13 protein-coding genes are annotated in these 15623 nt (G+C 52.0%); 8 read left to right on the forward strand and 5 right to left on the reverse strand.

Going from position 1 to position 15623, the window contains the following annotated elements; translation table 11 throughout:
* The first annotated feature begins 165 nt into the window (after positions 1-165).
* From AC812_RS07675 to AC812_RS07705, 7 genes are all read left to right on the forward strand, one after another.
* Positions 166-1266, forward strand: coding sequence for a PstS family phosphate ABC transporter substrate-binding protein (locus AC812_RS07675; protein ID WP_082149154.1), 1101 nt, complete (start codon positions 166-168; stop codon positions 1264-1266).
* An 86-nt stretch (positions 1267-1352) separates the two neighbouring features.
* On the forward strand, positions 1353-2273 hold the full coding sequence (gene pstC, locus AC812_RS07680) for a phosphate ABC transporter permease subunit PstC (RefSeq protein ID WP_061918159.1): 921 nt from the start codon (positions 1353-1355) through the stop codon (positions 2271-2273).
* Positions 2270-3157, forward strand: coding sequence for a phosphate ABC transporter permease PstA (gene pstA, locus AC812_RS07685; protein ID WP_061918161.1), 888 nt, complete (start codon positions 2270-2272; stop codon positions 3155-3157). The genes pstC and pstA overlap by 4 nt, the downstream gene beginning before the upstream one ends.
* A 25-nt stretch (positions 3158-3182) precedes the next feature.
* Positions 3183-3971: a phosphate ABC transporter ATP-binding protein PstB gene (gene pstB / locus AC812_RS07690; RefSeq protein ID WP_114676148.1), complete on the forward strand. Its 789-nt coding sequence runs from the start codon at positions 3183-3185 to the stop codon at positions 3969-3971.
* A 24-nt stretch (positions 3972-3995) separates the two neighbouring features.
* Entirely contained in the window at positions 3996-4676 is a 681-nt protein-coding gene (phoU, locus tag AC812_RS07695) for a phosphate signaling complex protein PhoU (protein WP_061918165.1), read from the forward strand.
* A gap of 130 nt (positions 4677-4806) precedes the next feature.
* Positions 4807-5847, forward strand: a complete 1041-nt coding sequence (locus tag AC812_RS07700; RefSeq protein WP_061918166.1) for a CHAD domain-containing protein — start codon at positions 4807-4809, stop codon at positions 5845-5847.
* The gene (locus AC812_RS07705) at positions 5831-7417 is read left to right on the forward strand and encodes a Ppx/GppA phosphatase family protein (protein WP_201797722.1); all 1587 of its coding nucleotides are present in this window, start codon (positions 5831-5833) and stop codon (positions 7415-7417) included. The genes AC812_RS07700 and AC812_RS07705 overlap by 17 nt, the downstream gene beginning before the upstream one ends.
* On the opposite strand, the gene lipB is transcribed toward AC812_RS07705, so the two are convergent.
* A complete protein-coding gene (gene lipB, locus AC812_RS07710; protein WP_061918168.1) occupies positions 7406-8143 on the reverse strand; it encodes a lipoyl(octanoyl) transferase LipB in 738 nt (245 codons plus the stop codon). The genes AC812_RS07705 and lipB overlap by 12 nt on opposite strands.
* Before the next feature lie 197 nt (positions 8144-8340).
* Here lipB and clpB point away from each other — a divergent pair, with 197 nt between their 5' ends.
* Positions 8341-10935: an ATP-dependent chaperone ClpB gene (gene clpB / locus AC812_RS07715; RefSeq protein WP_061918170.1), complete on the forward strand. Its 2595-nt coding sequence runs from the start codon at positions 8341-8343 to the stop codon at positions 10933-10935.
* 14 nt (positions 10936-10949) lie between these two features.
* On the opposite strand, the gene AC812_RS07720 is transcribed toward clpB, so the two are convergent.
* The 4 genes from AC812_RS07720 to AC812_RS07735 all read right to left on the reverse strand — a co-directional run bounded on the left by AC812_RS07720 (position 10950) and on the right by AC812_RS07735 (position 15488).
* Positions 10950-11849 (reverse strand): PIG-L deacetylase family protein, encoded by a 900-nt coding sequence (locus tag AC812_RS07720; RefSeq protein WP_061918172.1) that lies wholly within the window; start codon positions 11847-11849, stop codon positions 10950-10952.
* A 17-nt stretch (positions 11850-11866) separates the two neighbouring features.
* Positions 11867-13027, reverse strand: a complete 1161-nt coding sequence (gene moeB / locus AC812_RS07725) for a molybdopterin-synthase adenylyltransferase MoeB (RefSeq protein ID WP_061918451.1) — start codon at positions 13025-13027, stop codon at positions 11867-11869.
* 214 nt (positions 13028-13241) lie between these two features.
* On the reverse strand, positions 13242-14501 hold the full coding sequence (gene ahcY, locus AC812_RS07730) for an adenosylhomocysteinase (RefSeq protein WP_061918173.1): 1260 nt from the start codon (positions 14499-14501) through the stop codon (positions 13242-13244).
* 21 nt (positions 14502-14522) lie between these two features.
* Positions 14523-15488, reverse strand: a complete 966-nt coding sequence (locus tag AC812_RS07735) for a carbohydrate kinase family protein (RefSeq protein WP_061918175.1) — start codon at positions 15486-15488, stop codon at positions 14523-14525.
* Between the last annotated feature and the right edge of the window lie 135 nt (positions 15489-15623).

Raw genomic sequence — 15623 nt, forward strand, 5'->3', positions numbered from 1 at the left:
TTTATAGGAAAAACAAAAAATTAACTACCTTCCATCCGTTTGTCCATAAGCAAAGAGTTAAATTTATTTTAACCACCCCTTAACACAATCATCGAAAGGCATTAAACATGACTTGTTATGATGTTGTAGTGATTTCCAAACACTTTTATATCAGGAGAGAAATGTATGTTGAATAAAGTTCGCCCACTGTTCTTTGTGTTGGTTGTACTCGGTCTGATCTTGTCAGCCTGTGCACCTGCTACTACTCCGACTGAGACAACCCAAACCGAAAAAATCGTTGAGAAAACAGTTATTCAAACACAGGTGGTTGAGGTAGAAAAAATCATCACCCCCACCGCTGGACCAGTAGAAGGCACCATTCTGGTTGATGGATCCAGCACGGTTGCACCAATCACTCAAGCAGTTGCTGAAGAATTTCAAAAAGTCTATCCCGAAGTTCGCGTTCCGGTCGGCATTTCCGGTACAGGGGGTGGCTTTAAGAAATTCTGCAACGGTGAAACCGACATCTCAGACGCATCCCGGCCGATCAAACCCTCCGAGGTAGAACTCTGCCAGAAAAATGGAATCGAATATATCGAGCTGCCGGTGGCATTTGATGGGCTGGCCGTCATGGTTAATCCTTCCAATAACTTTGCTGCATGCCTCACCGTTGAAGAGTTGAAGAAAATCTGGGCACCCGAAGCCGAAGGTGTGATCACCAATTGGAGTCAAGTACGGGAAGGCTTCCCCAATCAACCTTTGACCCTCTACGGGGCTGGCACCGATTCTGGTACGTACGACTACTTCACTGCCGCAATCGTCGGTGAGGAAGGTTCGAGCCGTGGCGACTTCCTGCCCAGCGAAGATGACAATGTGCTGGTGCAGGGTATCGCTGGCGATCCCAACGCCCTCGGTTTCTTTGGCTTGGCTTATTATGAAGAAAATCAGGACAAACTTAAGCTGGTTGCCATTGATAATGGCGATGGTAACTGTGTGTTGCCTGATCTCACCACCGTTTCACAAGGCACCTATCAACCCTTGTCTCGGCCGCTGTTCATTTACGTCAACCGCGCCCGGGTAGACCAGAAGGATGAAATCAGTCTGTTCATTGACTTCTACCTCAAAAACGCCGGACAGCTTTCTAAAGAAGTGGGTTACATTCCCTTGACCGATGAAATCTATCAGCTGGCGCAAAAACGCTATGACAACCGCGTGACCGGTTCAATCTTCGAAGGCCAGGGCTCAACCATTGGTGTTTCGCTGGCCGATTTGCTCGCTAAAGAGTAAATTCTCGTTCATCTGACTCAGACAGGAATGGGACGAATACCCTCGTCCCATTCCCTCTGTCTGTGTCATGGAAGGAAAGCCATATTATGACTACCACAATCCAATCCCTGAAATCACAAAATCACCTGAAGCGCGATCGCGAAAAGAAAATTGTTCGAGCGTTAACTTTTGTCTTCGCCCTTCTTTCAGTGGGTACCACAGCGGGGATCATTTATGAACTTCTTAACGAAACCATCCTGTTCTTTCGGGAAGTTTCCATAATCGAATTTTTCACCGATACCCGTTGGACTCCTCTGTTTGCTTCCAAGCGATTCGGCGTTCTGCCGCTGGTAAATGGCACCTTACTGGTTGCCGCTGGCGCAATGCTGGTCGCAGTACCGCTCGGTTTATTGGCTGCAATCTTTCTGAGCGAGTACGCTTCGGAAAGGTTGCGCCGAATCCTGAAACCGATTTTGGAAATTCTGGCAGGTATTCCAACCGTGGTCTACGGTTATTTTGCCCTGCTATTTATTACGCCCATCTTACGAGACCTGTTCCCCGAAACCCAAATTTTCAACGCGGCCAGTGCTTCAATCGCCATGGGATTCATGATTTTACCGCTGATGGCTTCAGTTTCGGAAGATGCCCTATCGGCGGTACCCCGTTCGCTCAGGGAAGCGGCCTATGCAATGGGTGCCACCAAGTTTGAGACTGCAACTCAGGTCGTGTTACCCGCAGCCCTATCCGGTGTGGCTGCCGCCTTTATTTTAGCGGTTTCACGTGCCATTGGTGAGACGATGATTGTTGCAATCGCTGCCGGTCAACAACCTAAACTGACCCTTAATCCGCTCCAATCCGTTGAAACCATGACCGCATACATCGTTCAGGTTAGTTTGGGAGATACCCCACACCAAAGCATTGCTTATAAAACGATCTTTGCGGTGGGAATGTTGTTGTTCGTTATGACTTTGGTCATGAACATCATCAGCTACTTTGTCACCAAACGTTTTAGGGAGAAATACGAATGAGCACTTTGACCGCTTTGAGAGATGTCACTTTTGAACGCAATCTTTCCCTGCGTAAGCTGAAAGGCAAATTATTTGAGATCATCGCCTTTTTTGCGATCCTTTTGGGCATTGCCATGCTGCTTACCCTGCTCATTGATGTGTTTTTGGATGGATTACCCTGGATAAGCACCAAACTGATCACCGAGTTTCCCTCGCGTTTTCCAGATAAAGCCGGACTGCGTTCAGCGCTTCAAGGTTCAGTGTGGTTGATGGTTCTGACGGCTGTGATGGCGATCCCGATTGGTGTTGGAGCAGGAATTTATCTGGAAGAGTTCGCCCCACAGAATCGGATCACACGTTTTATCGAAATTAATGTGGCAAATTTAGCAGGCGTGCCTTCGATCATCTATGGATTGTTGGGATTGGGTTTGTTCGTTCGCCAGTTAGGTCTGGGAAGAACCCTCATCGCCGGTGCAATGACCATGGCTCTGCTGGTGCTTCCCATCATTATTGTCACCACCCGCGAAGCCATTCGTGCCGTGCCTCAATCCATCCGTCAGGCGGCGCTCGCCCTGGGTGCCACGGATTGGGAAGTATCCCGCGATCATGTGCTGGTCTATTCTGCCCCTGCGATAATGACCGGTATCATCCTGGCAATGTCCCGTGCGATTGGAGAAACCGCTCCATTGATCACCATAGGCGCTTTGACCTATATTGCCTTTGATCCGAAAGGTCCTTTTGATATTTTTACGGTGCTTCCGATTCAGATTTTCAACTGGGTATCTTTGCCCAACCCTGATTTTCATGGTTTAGCCGCGGCAGGGATTATAATATTGCTGGCGGTTTTGCTTTCCATGAACGCCCTGGCCATCTGGCTGCGTAATCGGCTGCAAATCCGTTGGTGAAATGACTGGGAGCTTTAACTTGATCATGGACAACAACCACGTCGTTTTAGAAACTAAAAATCTCAATGTCTTTTACGGCAATTTTTTAGCCATTAAAGACGTCAATTTTCAGGTTTTTCGCAATCAAATCACGGCCATCATTGGACCCTCAGGCTGTGGTAAATCCACCCTCTTAAGATCGTTTAACCGGATGAATGAATTGGTACCCTCAGCCCGTTCGGAGGGAAAAATTCTTTTTAATGGCGAGGACATTTACGATCCCACAATTGATCCGGTTGAGGTCCGCCGCAAAATTGGCATGGTTTTCCAAAAACCTAATCCCTTTCCCAAGTCCATTTATGAAAATATCGCCTGGGGGTTGAAAATTAACGGATTCCGCGGTTCAAAATCCGAAATGGACGATCTGGTCGAACAGGCCTTGCGCGGCGCAGCGTTATGGGATGAAGTTAAGGACAAATTGGATCAAAGCGGACTATCACTCTCCGGCGGCCAGCAGCAACGTCTTTGCATTGCACGAGCAATCGCCATCAAACCCGAAGTGATTTTGATGGACGAACCTGCGTCAGCGCTTGATCCAATTGCAACTTTAAAAATTGAAGATTTAATGCGTGAATTGAAGGAAAACTATACAATTGTCATAGTAACTCATAACATGCAGGAAGCGGCTCGAGTTTCAGATTATACTGCGATGATGATGTTAACCGGTGAGGGAGAACGTTCCGGAACGGTGATTGAATTCGACCGTACCAACATTATCTTTACCCGCCCCAAAGATAAACGCACCGAAGACTACATCACCGGCCGTTTCGGCTAAATTTCAAACAGGAAAGGCTTTCCAATGCCACGCGAGACCCTAATCCGCCAAATTAACCAGATACGGGATGAAATCCTCATTCTCGGCAGTATGGTAGAACAGGCTACCCTATCTGCCATTCAGGCATTAAAGAACCGCGATACCCATCTGGCGCGCGAGATTTTCGAAGCCGATCAAAATATCAATGAAAAACGTTTTGCCATTGAAAATGCCATCATCACCCTCATGGCAACTCAGCAGCCCATGGCCCGCGATCTGCGCGAAATGACCGCCATGCTCGAGGTCAACACCGAACTGGAACGCATGGGAGACTACGCCAAAGGTATTGCCAAAGTAGTCACCCGTCTTGGCGAAGGCGATGTGATCATTCCCATTCAAGAAATTGAAAAGATGGCAGAAATTGCTGTCAGCATGTTGCACCGGGCTTTAGGAGCGTTTGTTTCGGAAAACCACGTTCAGGCTCTTGCCATTCCAAAGGAAGACGATCAGGTAGATGAATTGTTCAACCAGGCTTACCGAAAGATCATCGAGGCGATGATCGCCAATCCCAACCTGATTGATCACACCAATCTCATGTTGTGGGTCATTCACAACCTGGAACGATTGGCCGACCGGGTGACCAACATCTGCGAACGAACCGTCTTCAGCGCTACCGGCGAACTGTTTGAGATTGATGGAATGGACGAAGACGACGCCAACGTCTGAGCTGCATTCGGGTATTTCCTCGCCAAAACCATCCCCCACCTGACCTGTGGCGGGGGATTTTTCTTTGCGGTTAAAAAAGCAGGCCAGACAATGCTATAATGAAAACCAATCAGCACGAGGAGGTGCCCTCATGCCAAAGCCAAAGTCTTCCCCCAATCCCAATGTTCAAATATTCGGAGCAGCCATCATCCTGCGACAATTGAGCGCGATGGTGGATGAAATGGAGGGCGTAAAAAAAGCCGAAGATATTGAAGCCGTCCACCGCATGCGGGTTGCCTCCCGCCGCCTGCGGAGTGCTTTGCCCATTTTCGGGCCATTTCTCGCCCCCCGCCGGCATGAAAACTGGCGTAAACGAATCCGCGCCATAACCCGCGCCTTAGGCGCCGCACGCGATACAGATGTCCAAATTGAACACTTAACCGAACTGGTCAGCCGGCTTACACCGCCCGAACGCGCCGGCGTGCGCCGATTGCTGCTGCGCCTTCGCCAGCGCCGGCGCGAGATGCAGAAGGACGTCCTCAAAGCCCTGCGCCGGCTGGAAAAAGACGATCTGGTAGCCGAAATTACCCAGAAACTGGCCCCGTTTGAAATTTACAAGAATCAACTGGACTTAAGCGATCCGCCTTTGCGTAAACTGGCCGATGAACAAATCCAGGCCAGACTGGATGAGTTTCTTGCGTTTGAACCGTATGTGAACCGCCCGGAATGCGTCAGCGAATTGCACGCCATGCGAATTGCCGGAAAACACCTGCGCTACACCCTGGAATTTTTTGCTCCGCTTTTTGAGGATGAATTGAAACCCTTTATCAAATCCCTGCGTCAGTGTCAGGACTTGTTGGGGGCAATTCACGATGCCGATGTGTGGATTGCCTACCTGCCACAATTCATTGAAGAAGAACGCCAGCGCACCATCGAATATTTCGGTCACGCCCGTCCTTTCAAGCGTCTGCTACCGGGGCTGTTTTATTACCAAAAACTGCGCGAAGAAGAACGCCAGAATCTTTACCAGCAATTCGTCAATTCGTGGCAGGAATGGCAGGCCGAAAATTTGTGGGAAAACCTGCGCCGCAGAGTTGCCTTCCACTTACCCGATTCTGAGCCGGATTCACAGGCGACTGCCGTTTCTGCCCAGACAACTCAGCCGGAGGAGAAGAATGATGGAGAATCCTGAACTCCCTTCAAAAAGCCGGGTGGTGGGTTTTATTGACATTGGTACAAACTCCATTCGTCTCTTGTTGGTGCGCATCAATCCCAACAAGACTTATCAAGTGCTGACCGCCCAAAAAGAAGTGGTACGGCTCGGCGAGGGCGAATTCATTGAGCAAACCCTTCAGCCCGAAGCCATGGAGCGCGCCATCACCGTTTGCCGAAAATTTGCCGAACTTGCCCGTCAACGGCAGGCGGAAGAAATCATTGCGGTAGCCACCTCGGCGACTCGCGAAGCCAGCAACAAAGCCGAATTCATCCAGCGTTTGAAAGACGAAGCCGGGCTGGATGTGCGTGCCATATCGGGCCTGGAAGAAGCCCGCCTGATTTATCTGGGGGTTGCCTCCGGCGTCCACCTCGCTGACCGACAGGCCTTATTCGTGGATATTGGCGGCGGCAGCACCGAAATCATTGTCGGTGACCAGCAGCAGTATCACCTGCTGGATTCGCTCAAATTAGGTGCGATCCGCCTGACAACCATGTTTTTCCTACCAGATGAAAAGGAACCCATCTCCCCTATCCGTTATGCGTTGATTCAAAATTATGTTCGCAATATCATCGTGCGGACGATTCAACGTGTTCAACCCTACAAGATTGATGTGGTTTACGGCTCTTCCGGAACCATTCTCAATCTCGCAGATATAGCAGCCCATCGCTTTTTCAAGCGTAAACTGGAACGCGAGGATGAAATCACCCACGCCCAGCTCAAGGAAGTGATTCAAGTGCTCTGCGAGGCCAATCTGGAAGAACGCCGGCAGATCCCCGGCATCAACCCGGAACGAGCCGATATCATCATCGCTGGAGCAGCAATCATTGATACCATCATGGAAGAGCTCAAACTGCCCTCCTTCCGCCCCAGTGAACGCGGCCTGCGGGATGGACTGTTGATTGATTATCTCTCGCGGACGGATCAATCCCTCATGCTCGGTCAAATGACCGTGCGGGAACGTTCTGTGCTGCATCTAGCCCGCACAGTCAACTTTGATGAGCCACATGCCCGTCATGTTGCCCGCCTTGCACTGCAATTGTACGATTCGGGCTACCAGATCGGCTTACACCGCCTGGGACGCTGGGAAAGAGAATTGCTGGAGTATGCCGCCTTGCTGCACGATATTGGCGCGTTTCTTTCCTATCAAAATCATCAAATGCACACCTACTACCTGATCCGCAACGCCGATTTACTGGGTTTTGACCAGAAAGAAATCACCATCATGGCGTTAGCCAGTCTTCACCACCGCAAAGCGTTACCCAGCAAAAAAGAACCCGAATTTGCCGCCCTGGATAAAGACTCCCAAACCGCCGTCAAGGTGTTGGGGATCATTCTGCGCCTCTCCGAAAGTCTGGATCGCAGCCACATGGGTGCTGTTCATCGGGCGCGTTTTGTCTCCGGCGATAAAAGAGAGGTCATCCTCGAAATGTTTTCGGATCAGGATTGCCAGCTGGAACAATGGGGCGTGGAAAACCACCTCGAAGCCTTCGAGAAGACCTTCAACCGTCCTCTGGTTGTGCGGGTGATTGCCAAGTCATCGGTTTAGAATTTCCGGATCGGCAGCCTGCCACTCGATCTTAAAACCGAAAACAGTTTCAAAAACCCGGCTCACCTGTTCGGCCACTTCTCGCACCGATGGACAGGGCGAAAGCCAGTCACTCATCGCAGCCATTTGTACCCCCTCCAGCCCACAGGGAATAATTCCCTGCCAGTAGAGCATATCCGGCTGCACATTCAAGGCAAAACCATGCCGAGAGACACCGCGGGCATCCACTTTGACCCCAATCGAGGCAATTTTGGTGGGCAGGTGATATTCACCGGCGGTTTTGTTCACCCAAACGCCGGTTAAACCTTCCCTTCGGAAGGCTTCGATTCCATAAAAATCCAGCACGCTGATTAAGACCTCTTCCAGTTTGCGTACATACCCCACAAAATCGGCCTGAGGCAGGCGCTCACCCTGCCAGCCGGGGGCTGCCAGCGGCAGCAACGGGTAACCCACCAGTTGCCCCGGCCCGTGATAGGTAATATCACCCCCGCGGTCAACCTCAAAAATGGCAATTCCACGTCGTTGAATTTCCTCGGCCGGCCAGAGGATATGCTCACGCCCGCCGCGCCGTCCAATGGTATAAGTGTGGGGATGTTCCAGCATCAAGACCGTTGGCGGCTGGCGTCCTTCTGCAATCTGCCCGGCGAGGCGGTTTTGCAGGTCCCAGGCGCGTTGATACTCGACCTCCCCCAACCAGTAAACCTGACAAGAATTTGATTTTTCCATAAAATTTTTTCTTAAGTCTATCTGCAATAATTCTCGCCATAAGTATACCCGCATTGGCCGGTTTCGTTCAAAGATTTCTTAACATTCTCTAATATTTCACCGACACAAATCTAATATTATCCGAATAGCATGAGAACAGCCATTATAGACCCTTGATGGATTTATTGGTGTAAATTGCAATAATCAGGAGGTAAAAAATGAACTTAGATAAATACACCCAAAAAGCTCAGGAAGCCATCTTTCAAGCCCAGCGTTTGGCGCAGGACTTGAACCACCAGGCAATTGAACCAGCCCACTTGCTGCTGGCATTAATTCAACAGGAAGACGGCGTTGTACCCGCCGTGATCACCCGTATTGCCGGCAGTGTGCTGGCCATCCGCCAGGAACTGACCCAGGATTTGGAAAAGCGCCCCAAAGTGTACGGAGCCGGCGGGGAAGTTGGTCTTTCCCGCGCAGCAGCGGATGTACTCAGCACGGCTGAACGTTACGCCAAAGGCATGCAGGATGATTACGTTTCCACCGAACATATCCTGTTGGGCTTAACGGAGAGTATCGAAGGCCGACGGCTCAGCCAGTACGGCGTAACCAAGGAATCAATCCTCAAAGCCCTGGCTTCCGTGCGAGGCACCCAGCGGGTCACTTCCCAAAACCCGGAAGCCACCTATCAGGCTTTGGAAAAATACGGGCGCGACCTGACCGCCATGGCACGTCAGGGCAAACTTGACCCGGTCATCGGACGGGATGAAGAGATTCGCCGTGTCATTCAAATCCTTTCACGCCGCACCAAAAACAACCCGGCTCTCATTGGAGATCCCGGTGTGGGTAAAACCGCGATTGTGGAAGGATTGGCACAGCGCATTGTCAATGGTGATGTGCCGGAGGGTCTGAAGCATAAACGCATCGTCCAATTGGACATGGGCGCCCTGGTTGCCGGGGCAAAGTACCGCGGCGAATTTGAAGAACGGCTCAAAGCTGTCTTGCACGAGATCACCAGCGCGGCTGGGGAAGTCATCTTGTTCGTGGACGAGATGCACACGGTCGTTGGGGCTGGGGCAGCTGAAGGCGCCATGGATGCCGGCAACATGCTCAAACCAATGCTGGCACGTGGTGAGCTGCACATGATCGGCGCTACCACAATTGACGAATACCGCAAACATGTGGAAAAAGACCCGGCTCTCGAACGTCGCTTCCAACCCGTGCTGGTTGAAGAACCCTCAGTAGAAGATACCATCAGCATTCTGCGCGGTCTCAAACAGCGCTACGAAGTCCATCACGGCGTTCGGATAACCGATGCAGCCGTCATTGCGGCGGCTACCCTTTCGCACCGCTACATTACCGACCGCCACCTGCCGGATAAGGCAATTGACCTGATTGACGAAGCCGCGGCCCGCCTGCGTACGGAAATCGACTCCAAACCGCAGGCGCTGGACGAAGTGGACCGTCAAATTATGCAATTGGAAATCGAACGCCAGGCCTTGCAGAAAGAAAAGGATAAAGCCTCCAAAGAACGGCTGGAAAAGCTCGAACAGGAACTGGCCGATCTGCGCGAACGTGCTGCCGAACTGTATACTCGTTGGGAGACAGAAAAACAAGCCATTGCTGCCCTGCGGGAAGTAAAGGAAAAAATCGAGCAGGCGCGCATCGAAATGGAAGATGCCGAACGGCGCAACGATCTGGAAAAAGCCGCCCGCCTGCGCTACGGTCTGTTGCGGGAATTGGAGCAGCAATTGCATGAAGCCGAAAATCGTCTGAAAGAAATTCAGGCAGAAGGCGCCCTGTTGAAGGAAGAAGTAGACGCCGAAGAGATTGCCGAGATTGTCTCACGCTGGACGGGTATTCCCGTTTCACGCCTGATGGAAGGCGAGATGCAGAAGTTGCTGCACATGGAAGAACGCCTGCATCAGCGTGTGGTAGGTCAGGATGAAGCCATCCGGGTAGTTTCCAATGCAGTACGCCGCGCCCGGGCCGGCTTACAAGATCCAAACCGGCCTATCGGCTCGTTTATCTTCCTTGGCCCGACCGGCGTGGGTAAAACCGAGCTCGCCCGCGCTCTGGCGGAATTTCTCTTTGACGACGAAAAAGCCATGATCCGGATTGACATGAGCGAGTATCAGGAAAAACACACCGTATCGCGGCTGGTGGGCGCTCCGCCGGGCTATGTCGGTTATGAGGAAGGCGGTCAGTTGACCGAAGCCGTCCGCCGCAAGCCGTACAGTGTGGTGCTATTCGATGAAATCGAAAAAGCCCATCCGGAGGTCTTCAACGTCTTGCTGCAGTTGCTGGATGACGGGCGCTTGACCGACGGTCAGGGGCGCACGGTGGATTTTCGCAACACCGTGGTCATCATGACCTCCAACCTGGGCAGCGAATTGTGGTTGAACCATGCGGCTGGAAAACCCGGCCGGGAAACCCTCAACCGCATCCTGCAAGCCCACTTCCGGCCGGAGTTCTTGAACCGCATTGATGAAATTGTGATCTTTGACCCGCTCACCCGCGAGGATCTGGTCAAAATCGTGGATATCCAGTTGGGCCGTCTGGCAAATCTGCTGGCACAACGCGGCCTGAAACTGGAAGTCACCCCGGCTGCCAAAGAATATCTGGCTCAGGCCGGCTACGACCCCGATTTTGGTGCACGCCCGCTCAAACGCACCATTCAACGCGAAGTGCAGGATGTGTTGGCGCTCAAAGTCCTCTCCGGTGAATTCAAAGAAGGCGACACCATTCTGGTAGATGCTGCTCCCGATGGGCTGGTCTTCCAGTCCCTTGTAGTGGGCGAACCGGTTGAAGCCTGATTGACAAAGCCGGATCAGAATTTCGGCTCTCGTTTAAAGGGCGGCAGTTGAACGATGCCTTCAAAAAGGTCTCGTTCAACCCGCCCATTTTTGGGTTCGGGGTAGTACTGCATGTACATCTCCTTGGACGCAAAAATGCGCCTTAACGGAGCAAACAACCCTCCGGTCAGCGATCCACCCCCCTGGCTGGCGTGACACCGCGAAGCCTCATCGCGAATATCAGCCACCGGACGGTAGTCAATCACAGCGTGAGTCGGAAAATCTACCTCGCTGATCGCCACCAGATCAATATCACGATTGCGCCCGTACTTATGCGGGTCTTTTCCAAACAAACGCAGCAGGCGGACAATAAAGCGCAGGAAGCCTCGCGGGATGGTCTGGAAGTAAAATTTAGCCGGACGGTGGGGCGGCAGATGCTCGGTGTCCTGCCAGTTCTCATCGGCCGCCATTCGAAAAGCCTCCACCGTCGCCTGATGGATAAAAATATGATCAGGATGCCGGTAACCCCCAATCGGGTCAAACGTAATCAGCACATCCGGTTTCAAACGGCGGATATAGGTTGCAATCTGGGCGGCAACTTGCTCCAGCGGCTGCTGAATCAAGGCCTGTGGATGTTGATTGTCAGCCGAACCGGGCATTCCCGAATCACGCCAGCCGAGAAAGTAAACCCCAGCCAGGCCCAACTTTCCGGCTGCACAGCGTAATTCAGCCTCCCGACGTTCGGCAATTGAACGGTAGCCCTTCAGGTATTCCTCATCCACATCCCCCGCCTCACCCCGCGTGGCGCAAATCAAATGGGTTGCTACATTACGGCGGGCATAATAAGCCAGCGTTCCGCCCATCCCAAAGGTTTCATCATCTGGATGGGCCAGAACAGCCAGTAAAACCGGTTTTGCTTTGTGATCATCCGTCATCGTTCTACAAACCTCGCTCAGTATTTCAACATGGTCGGGTCAACCTGATCAGCCCAGGCATTCAGGCCACCCCGTAAATTTTTGACTTTGGTAAACCCTGCTGCTGCCATTTGACGCACGCCCCGTGCCGAACGCACACCCGTACGGCAGAAGAGGACATACTCCCGTTGCGGATCAAGTTCCTTCATCCGCTGACCAAGCCGCTCCAGAGGGATGAGCAGCGCCCCCGGTAATGCAGCAACCTGCTGCTCAACCGGATCGCGCACATCAATCAACACCACTTCATTTCCTGTTTCCAAACGTTGTTTCAAGTCGGCCGGCTCAATGATACGATCGGCCTCCAGTCCATTTTCCTGCACGGCTCTCGCAGGCACACCGCAAAAAGCCTCGTAATCTATCAAATGGGTAATTTCGGGTATTTCGCCGCACACCTTACACTGCAAGTTTTTCCGCAGGTGAATCACCTGCATACTCATGTCCAGCGCGTCATACAGCAACAGTTTGCCGGTAAGCGGTTCTCCAATTCCGAGGATAATCTTGATCACCTCGGTTGCCTGAATGGAGCCGATGGTGCCGGGCAGCACCCCAAATACACCCGCATCCGCACAGGATGGCACGGTATCCGGCGGGGGAGGTTCGGGGAAAAGACAACGGTAACACGGGCCGCGCCGCGCATCAAAAACACTCACCTGACCCTCGAAACGAAAAATTGAGCCATAGACAAACGGTTTGCCGCTCAATACTGCCAGATCGTTCAGCAAGTAACGGGTGGGGAAGTTATCGCTACCGTCAACCAGAATATCGTAATCCGCAGCGATTCGTTCAGCATTTTGCGAGGTGAATACCTCGTTGTACACATCCACCTGCACAAAGGGGTTCAATGCCAGCAACCGATTGCGAGCCGATTCGACCTTCAACATCCCAATCCGCTGAGTGTCATGGATAATCTGGCGTTGCAGGTTGGAAGCATCCACCACATCATAATCCACAATCCCAATGCGACCGACGCCGGCAGCCGCCAGGTACAGAGCAATCGGTGAACCCAAACCACCGCTGCCGACCAGCAGCACGGAGGCGGCCTTCAACTTGCGCTGGCCTTCCAGCCCAACCTCAGGGATCAACAAATGGCGCGAGTAGCGCAGAATTTCTTCTTGGGTCAGTTCGCCTTTTCCAGTCATGGATTTCGTCCCTTCGCTTTCAGGATGAGAAAATTGTACTACGAAGCCGCCCATTTGAAGGTTCGCCGTAGCGTATTCTGACGAATTGAGTGGGAATTATTCGAGCAAAAGAAAAGCCCTGCCCGTTCTTCCCATGCGGATCTGCAGGCAGGGTCCTGATAATAAGACTTCACCCCGGCAAGCTCGGAAAACGCTCACCGTTTTTTCGATTGGTTCAGGTACCCTCTTCCCAGGAATTCAGGTAATGTACCTGTTCATCGGTCAGTACATCAATTTCAACTCCCATGGCGGCCAGTTTCAGACGGGCAATTTCGCTATCAATTTCGGCCGGCACGCTGTAAACTTGCTTTTTCAGCTCGGCTGCGTGTTTGACCATGTACTCCACACTCAATGCCTGATTGGCAAACGACATATCCATCACACTGGCCGGGTGACCTTCGGCAGCTGCCAGATTAATCAAGCGGCCTTCACCCAAAAGGTAGATGTGGCGGCCGTCTTTCAACTCATACTCTTCCACGAAGGGACGCACCAAGCGTTTGGATGAGGACATTTCTTCGAGTGCCGGGATGTTGATTTCGACATTGAAGTGGCCGGAATTGGAGATGATTGCGCCATCTTTCATCACCTCAAAATGGGGACGGTCAATCACATTAATATCACCGGTCAGGGTGCAGAACACATCGCCAATCCGGGCAGCTTCTTTCATCGGCATCACCCGATAACCATCCATCACCGCCTCTAAAGCCTTGAGCGGGTCAACTTCAGTGACGATGACATTGGCGCCCATGCCGCGCGCCCGCATCGCCAGACCGCGCCCGCACCAGCCATAGCCGGCTACCACAAAATTCTTGCCCGCCAGCAGGATGTTGGTGGCGCGGATAATGCCATCAATGGTGGACTGCCCGGTACCATAACGGTTATCGAAGAAATGCTTGGTCATGGCATCGTTGACCGCAATGATTGGAAAAGCCAGCGCCCCGTCCGCCGCCATAGCCCGCAGGCGGATCACACCAGTGGTGGTTTCTTCGGTGCCGCCAATCACATTGGGCAGCAACTCGCGGCGTTCCTTGTGTAAAACGCTGACCAGGTCGGCGCCGTCGTCCATCGTCAAATGCGGTTTATGATCCAGTGCAGCATGGATGTGTTTGTAATACACCGTGTTATTTTCACCCTTGATGGCAAAAACTGGAATTTCAGAATAAGAAACCAGAGCAGCTGCCACATCATCTTGCGTGGAGAGCGGGTTTGAGGCAGTCAGTACGACTTCTGCTCCGCCGGCTTGTAAAGTCTGCATTAGATTAGCGGTTTCAGTGGTCACATGCAAACAGGCAGAAATGCGAATTCCCGCCAACGGTCGTTCCTTCTCAAACCGCTCGCGAATTTGACGCAGAACGGGCATTTCGCGGGCCGCCCATTCAATCCGCCGGCGGCCGCCCTCTGCCAGTTTTAAGTCCTTCACATCAAAATTGGTCATTCGTGTCCTCCATCAAAAAAATTAAACTGTGGGTTGTTTCATTACTTCAAGCGCACCAGCGTCATCGAAATGGGTGCGGAAGCGTGTAATAAACTCTTCAACGGTAAAATAATGCGACTGGGTGCCGCGCTGCTCCAGACAATAGGCTGCTGCCAGCGAGCCCATCTTGCCACAAATTTCGAAGTTAAAGCCCAACCGCCAGCCCCTTAAAAATCCTGCCCGGAAGGCATCGCCAACCCCGGTGGGATCCACAATTTTTTCAACCGGTACTGCTGGAACGTCCACCTCACTGGCCTGCCAGTAGATGGAAGCCCCCTTAGCCCCGCGGGTAATTACCACTAAGGGAACGCGGTGCAGGATAAATTCCGCGCTGAAGCCGGTGTGTTTTTGCAACAATTCCCATTCGTATTCGTTGACAAAGAGACTGTATGCTCCATCCACCCCTCGGCGCAATTCATCCGGGTCTGATCGGGCAATTTGCTGGCTGGGGTCATACACATACGGAATCTGCATTTGTTTGCATTCCTCGACATAGCGATCCATCGCCACCGGGTCATTGGGTGAAATCACCACCATCTCTGGCCGGGATTGCAGCGTTTCCAGGGACAATTCGCGGGCGTATGCCATTGCCCCGGTGTAAAAGCTGCAAATCTGATTATTGGCGAGGTCGGTGTTGGCAAAAAAACTGGCTGTGAAAACTCCCGGCACAACCCGGATGTAGGTTGTATCAATATGATGGCTTTCCAGCCACTGGCGATAATCCTCAAAATCCTCCCCGGCAGTCCCAAAAATCAGCGGTTTATCACCCAACAGAGCCATCGTATAGGCGATATTGGGCGCAATTCCCCCTCGCTGGCGTACCATCTGATCCACCAGAAAAGAAAGGCTGATCGAGTCCAGCCGCTCCGGCATGATGTGATCTTTAAAATAACCGGGAAAGGTCATCAAGTAGTCATAGGCAATTGAGCCGGTCAGAACAATGCTCATCCTTGAATTCGTGTCCTTCTCATCGAAAATTTCAAATTTTCCCCTTAAACCAATCGGGGTTCATCAAAATTGCTCCCGCGGGGGAGCGAGTTGATTATACCATTGAAAAAAGCGGGCTGACGAAGTTCATACATT

The organism is Bellilinea caldifistulae (assembly GCF_001306055.1).
Taxonomy (GTDB): domain Bacteria; phylum Chloroflexota; class Anaerolineae; order Anaerolineales; family Anaerolineaceae; genus Bellilinea; species Bellilinea caldifistulae.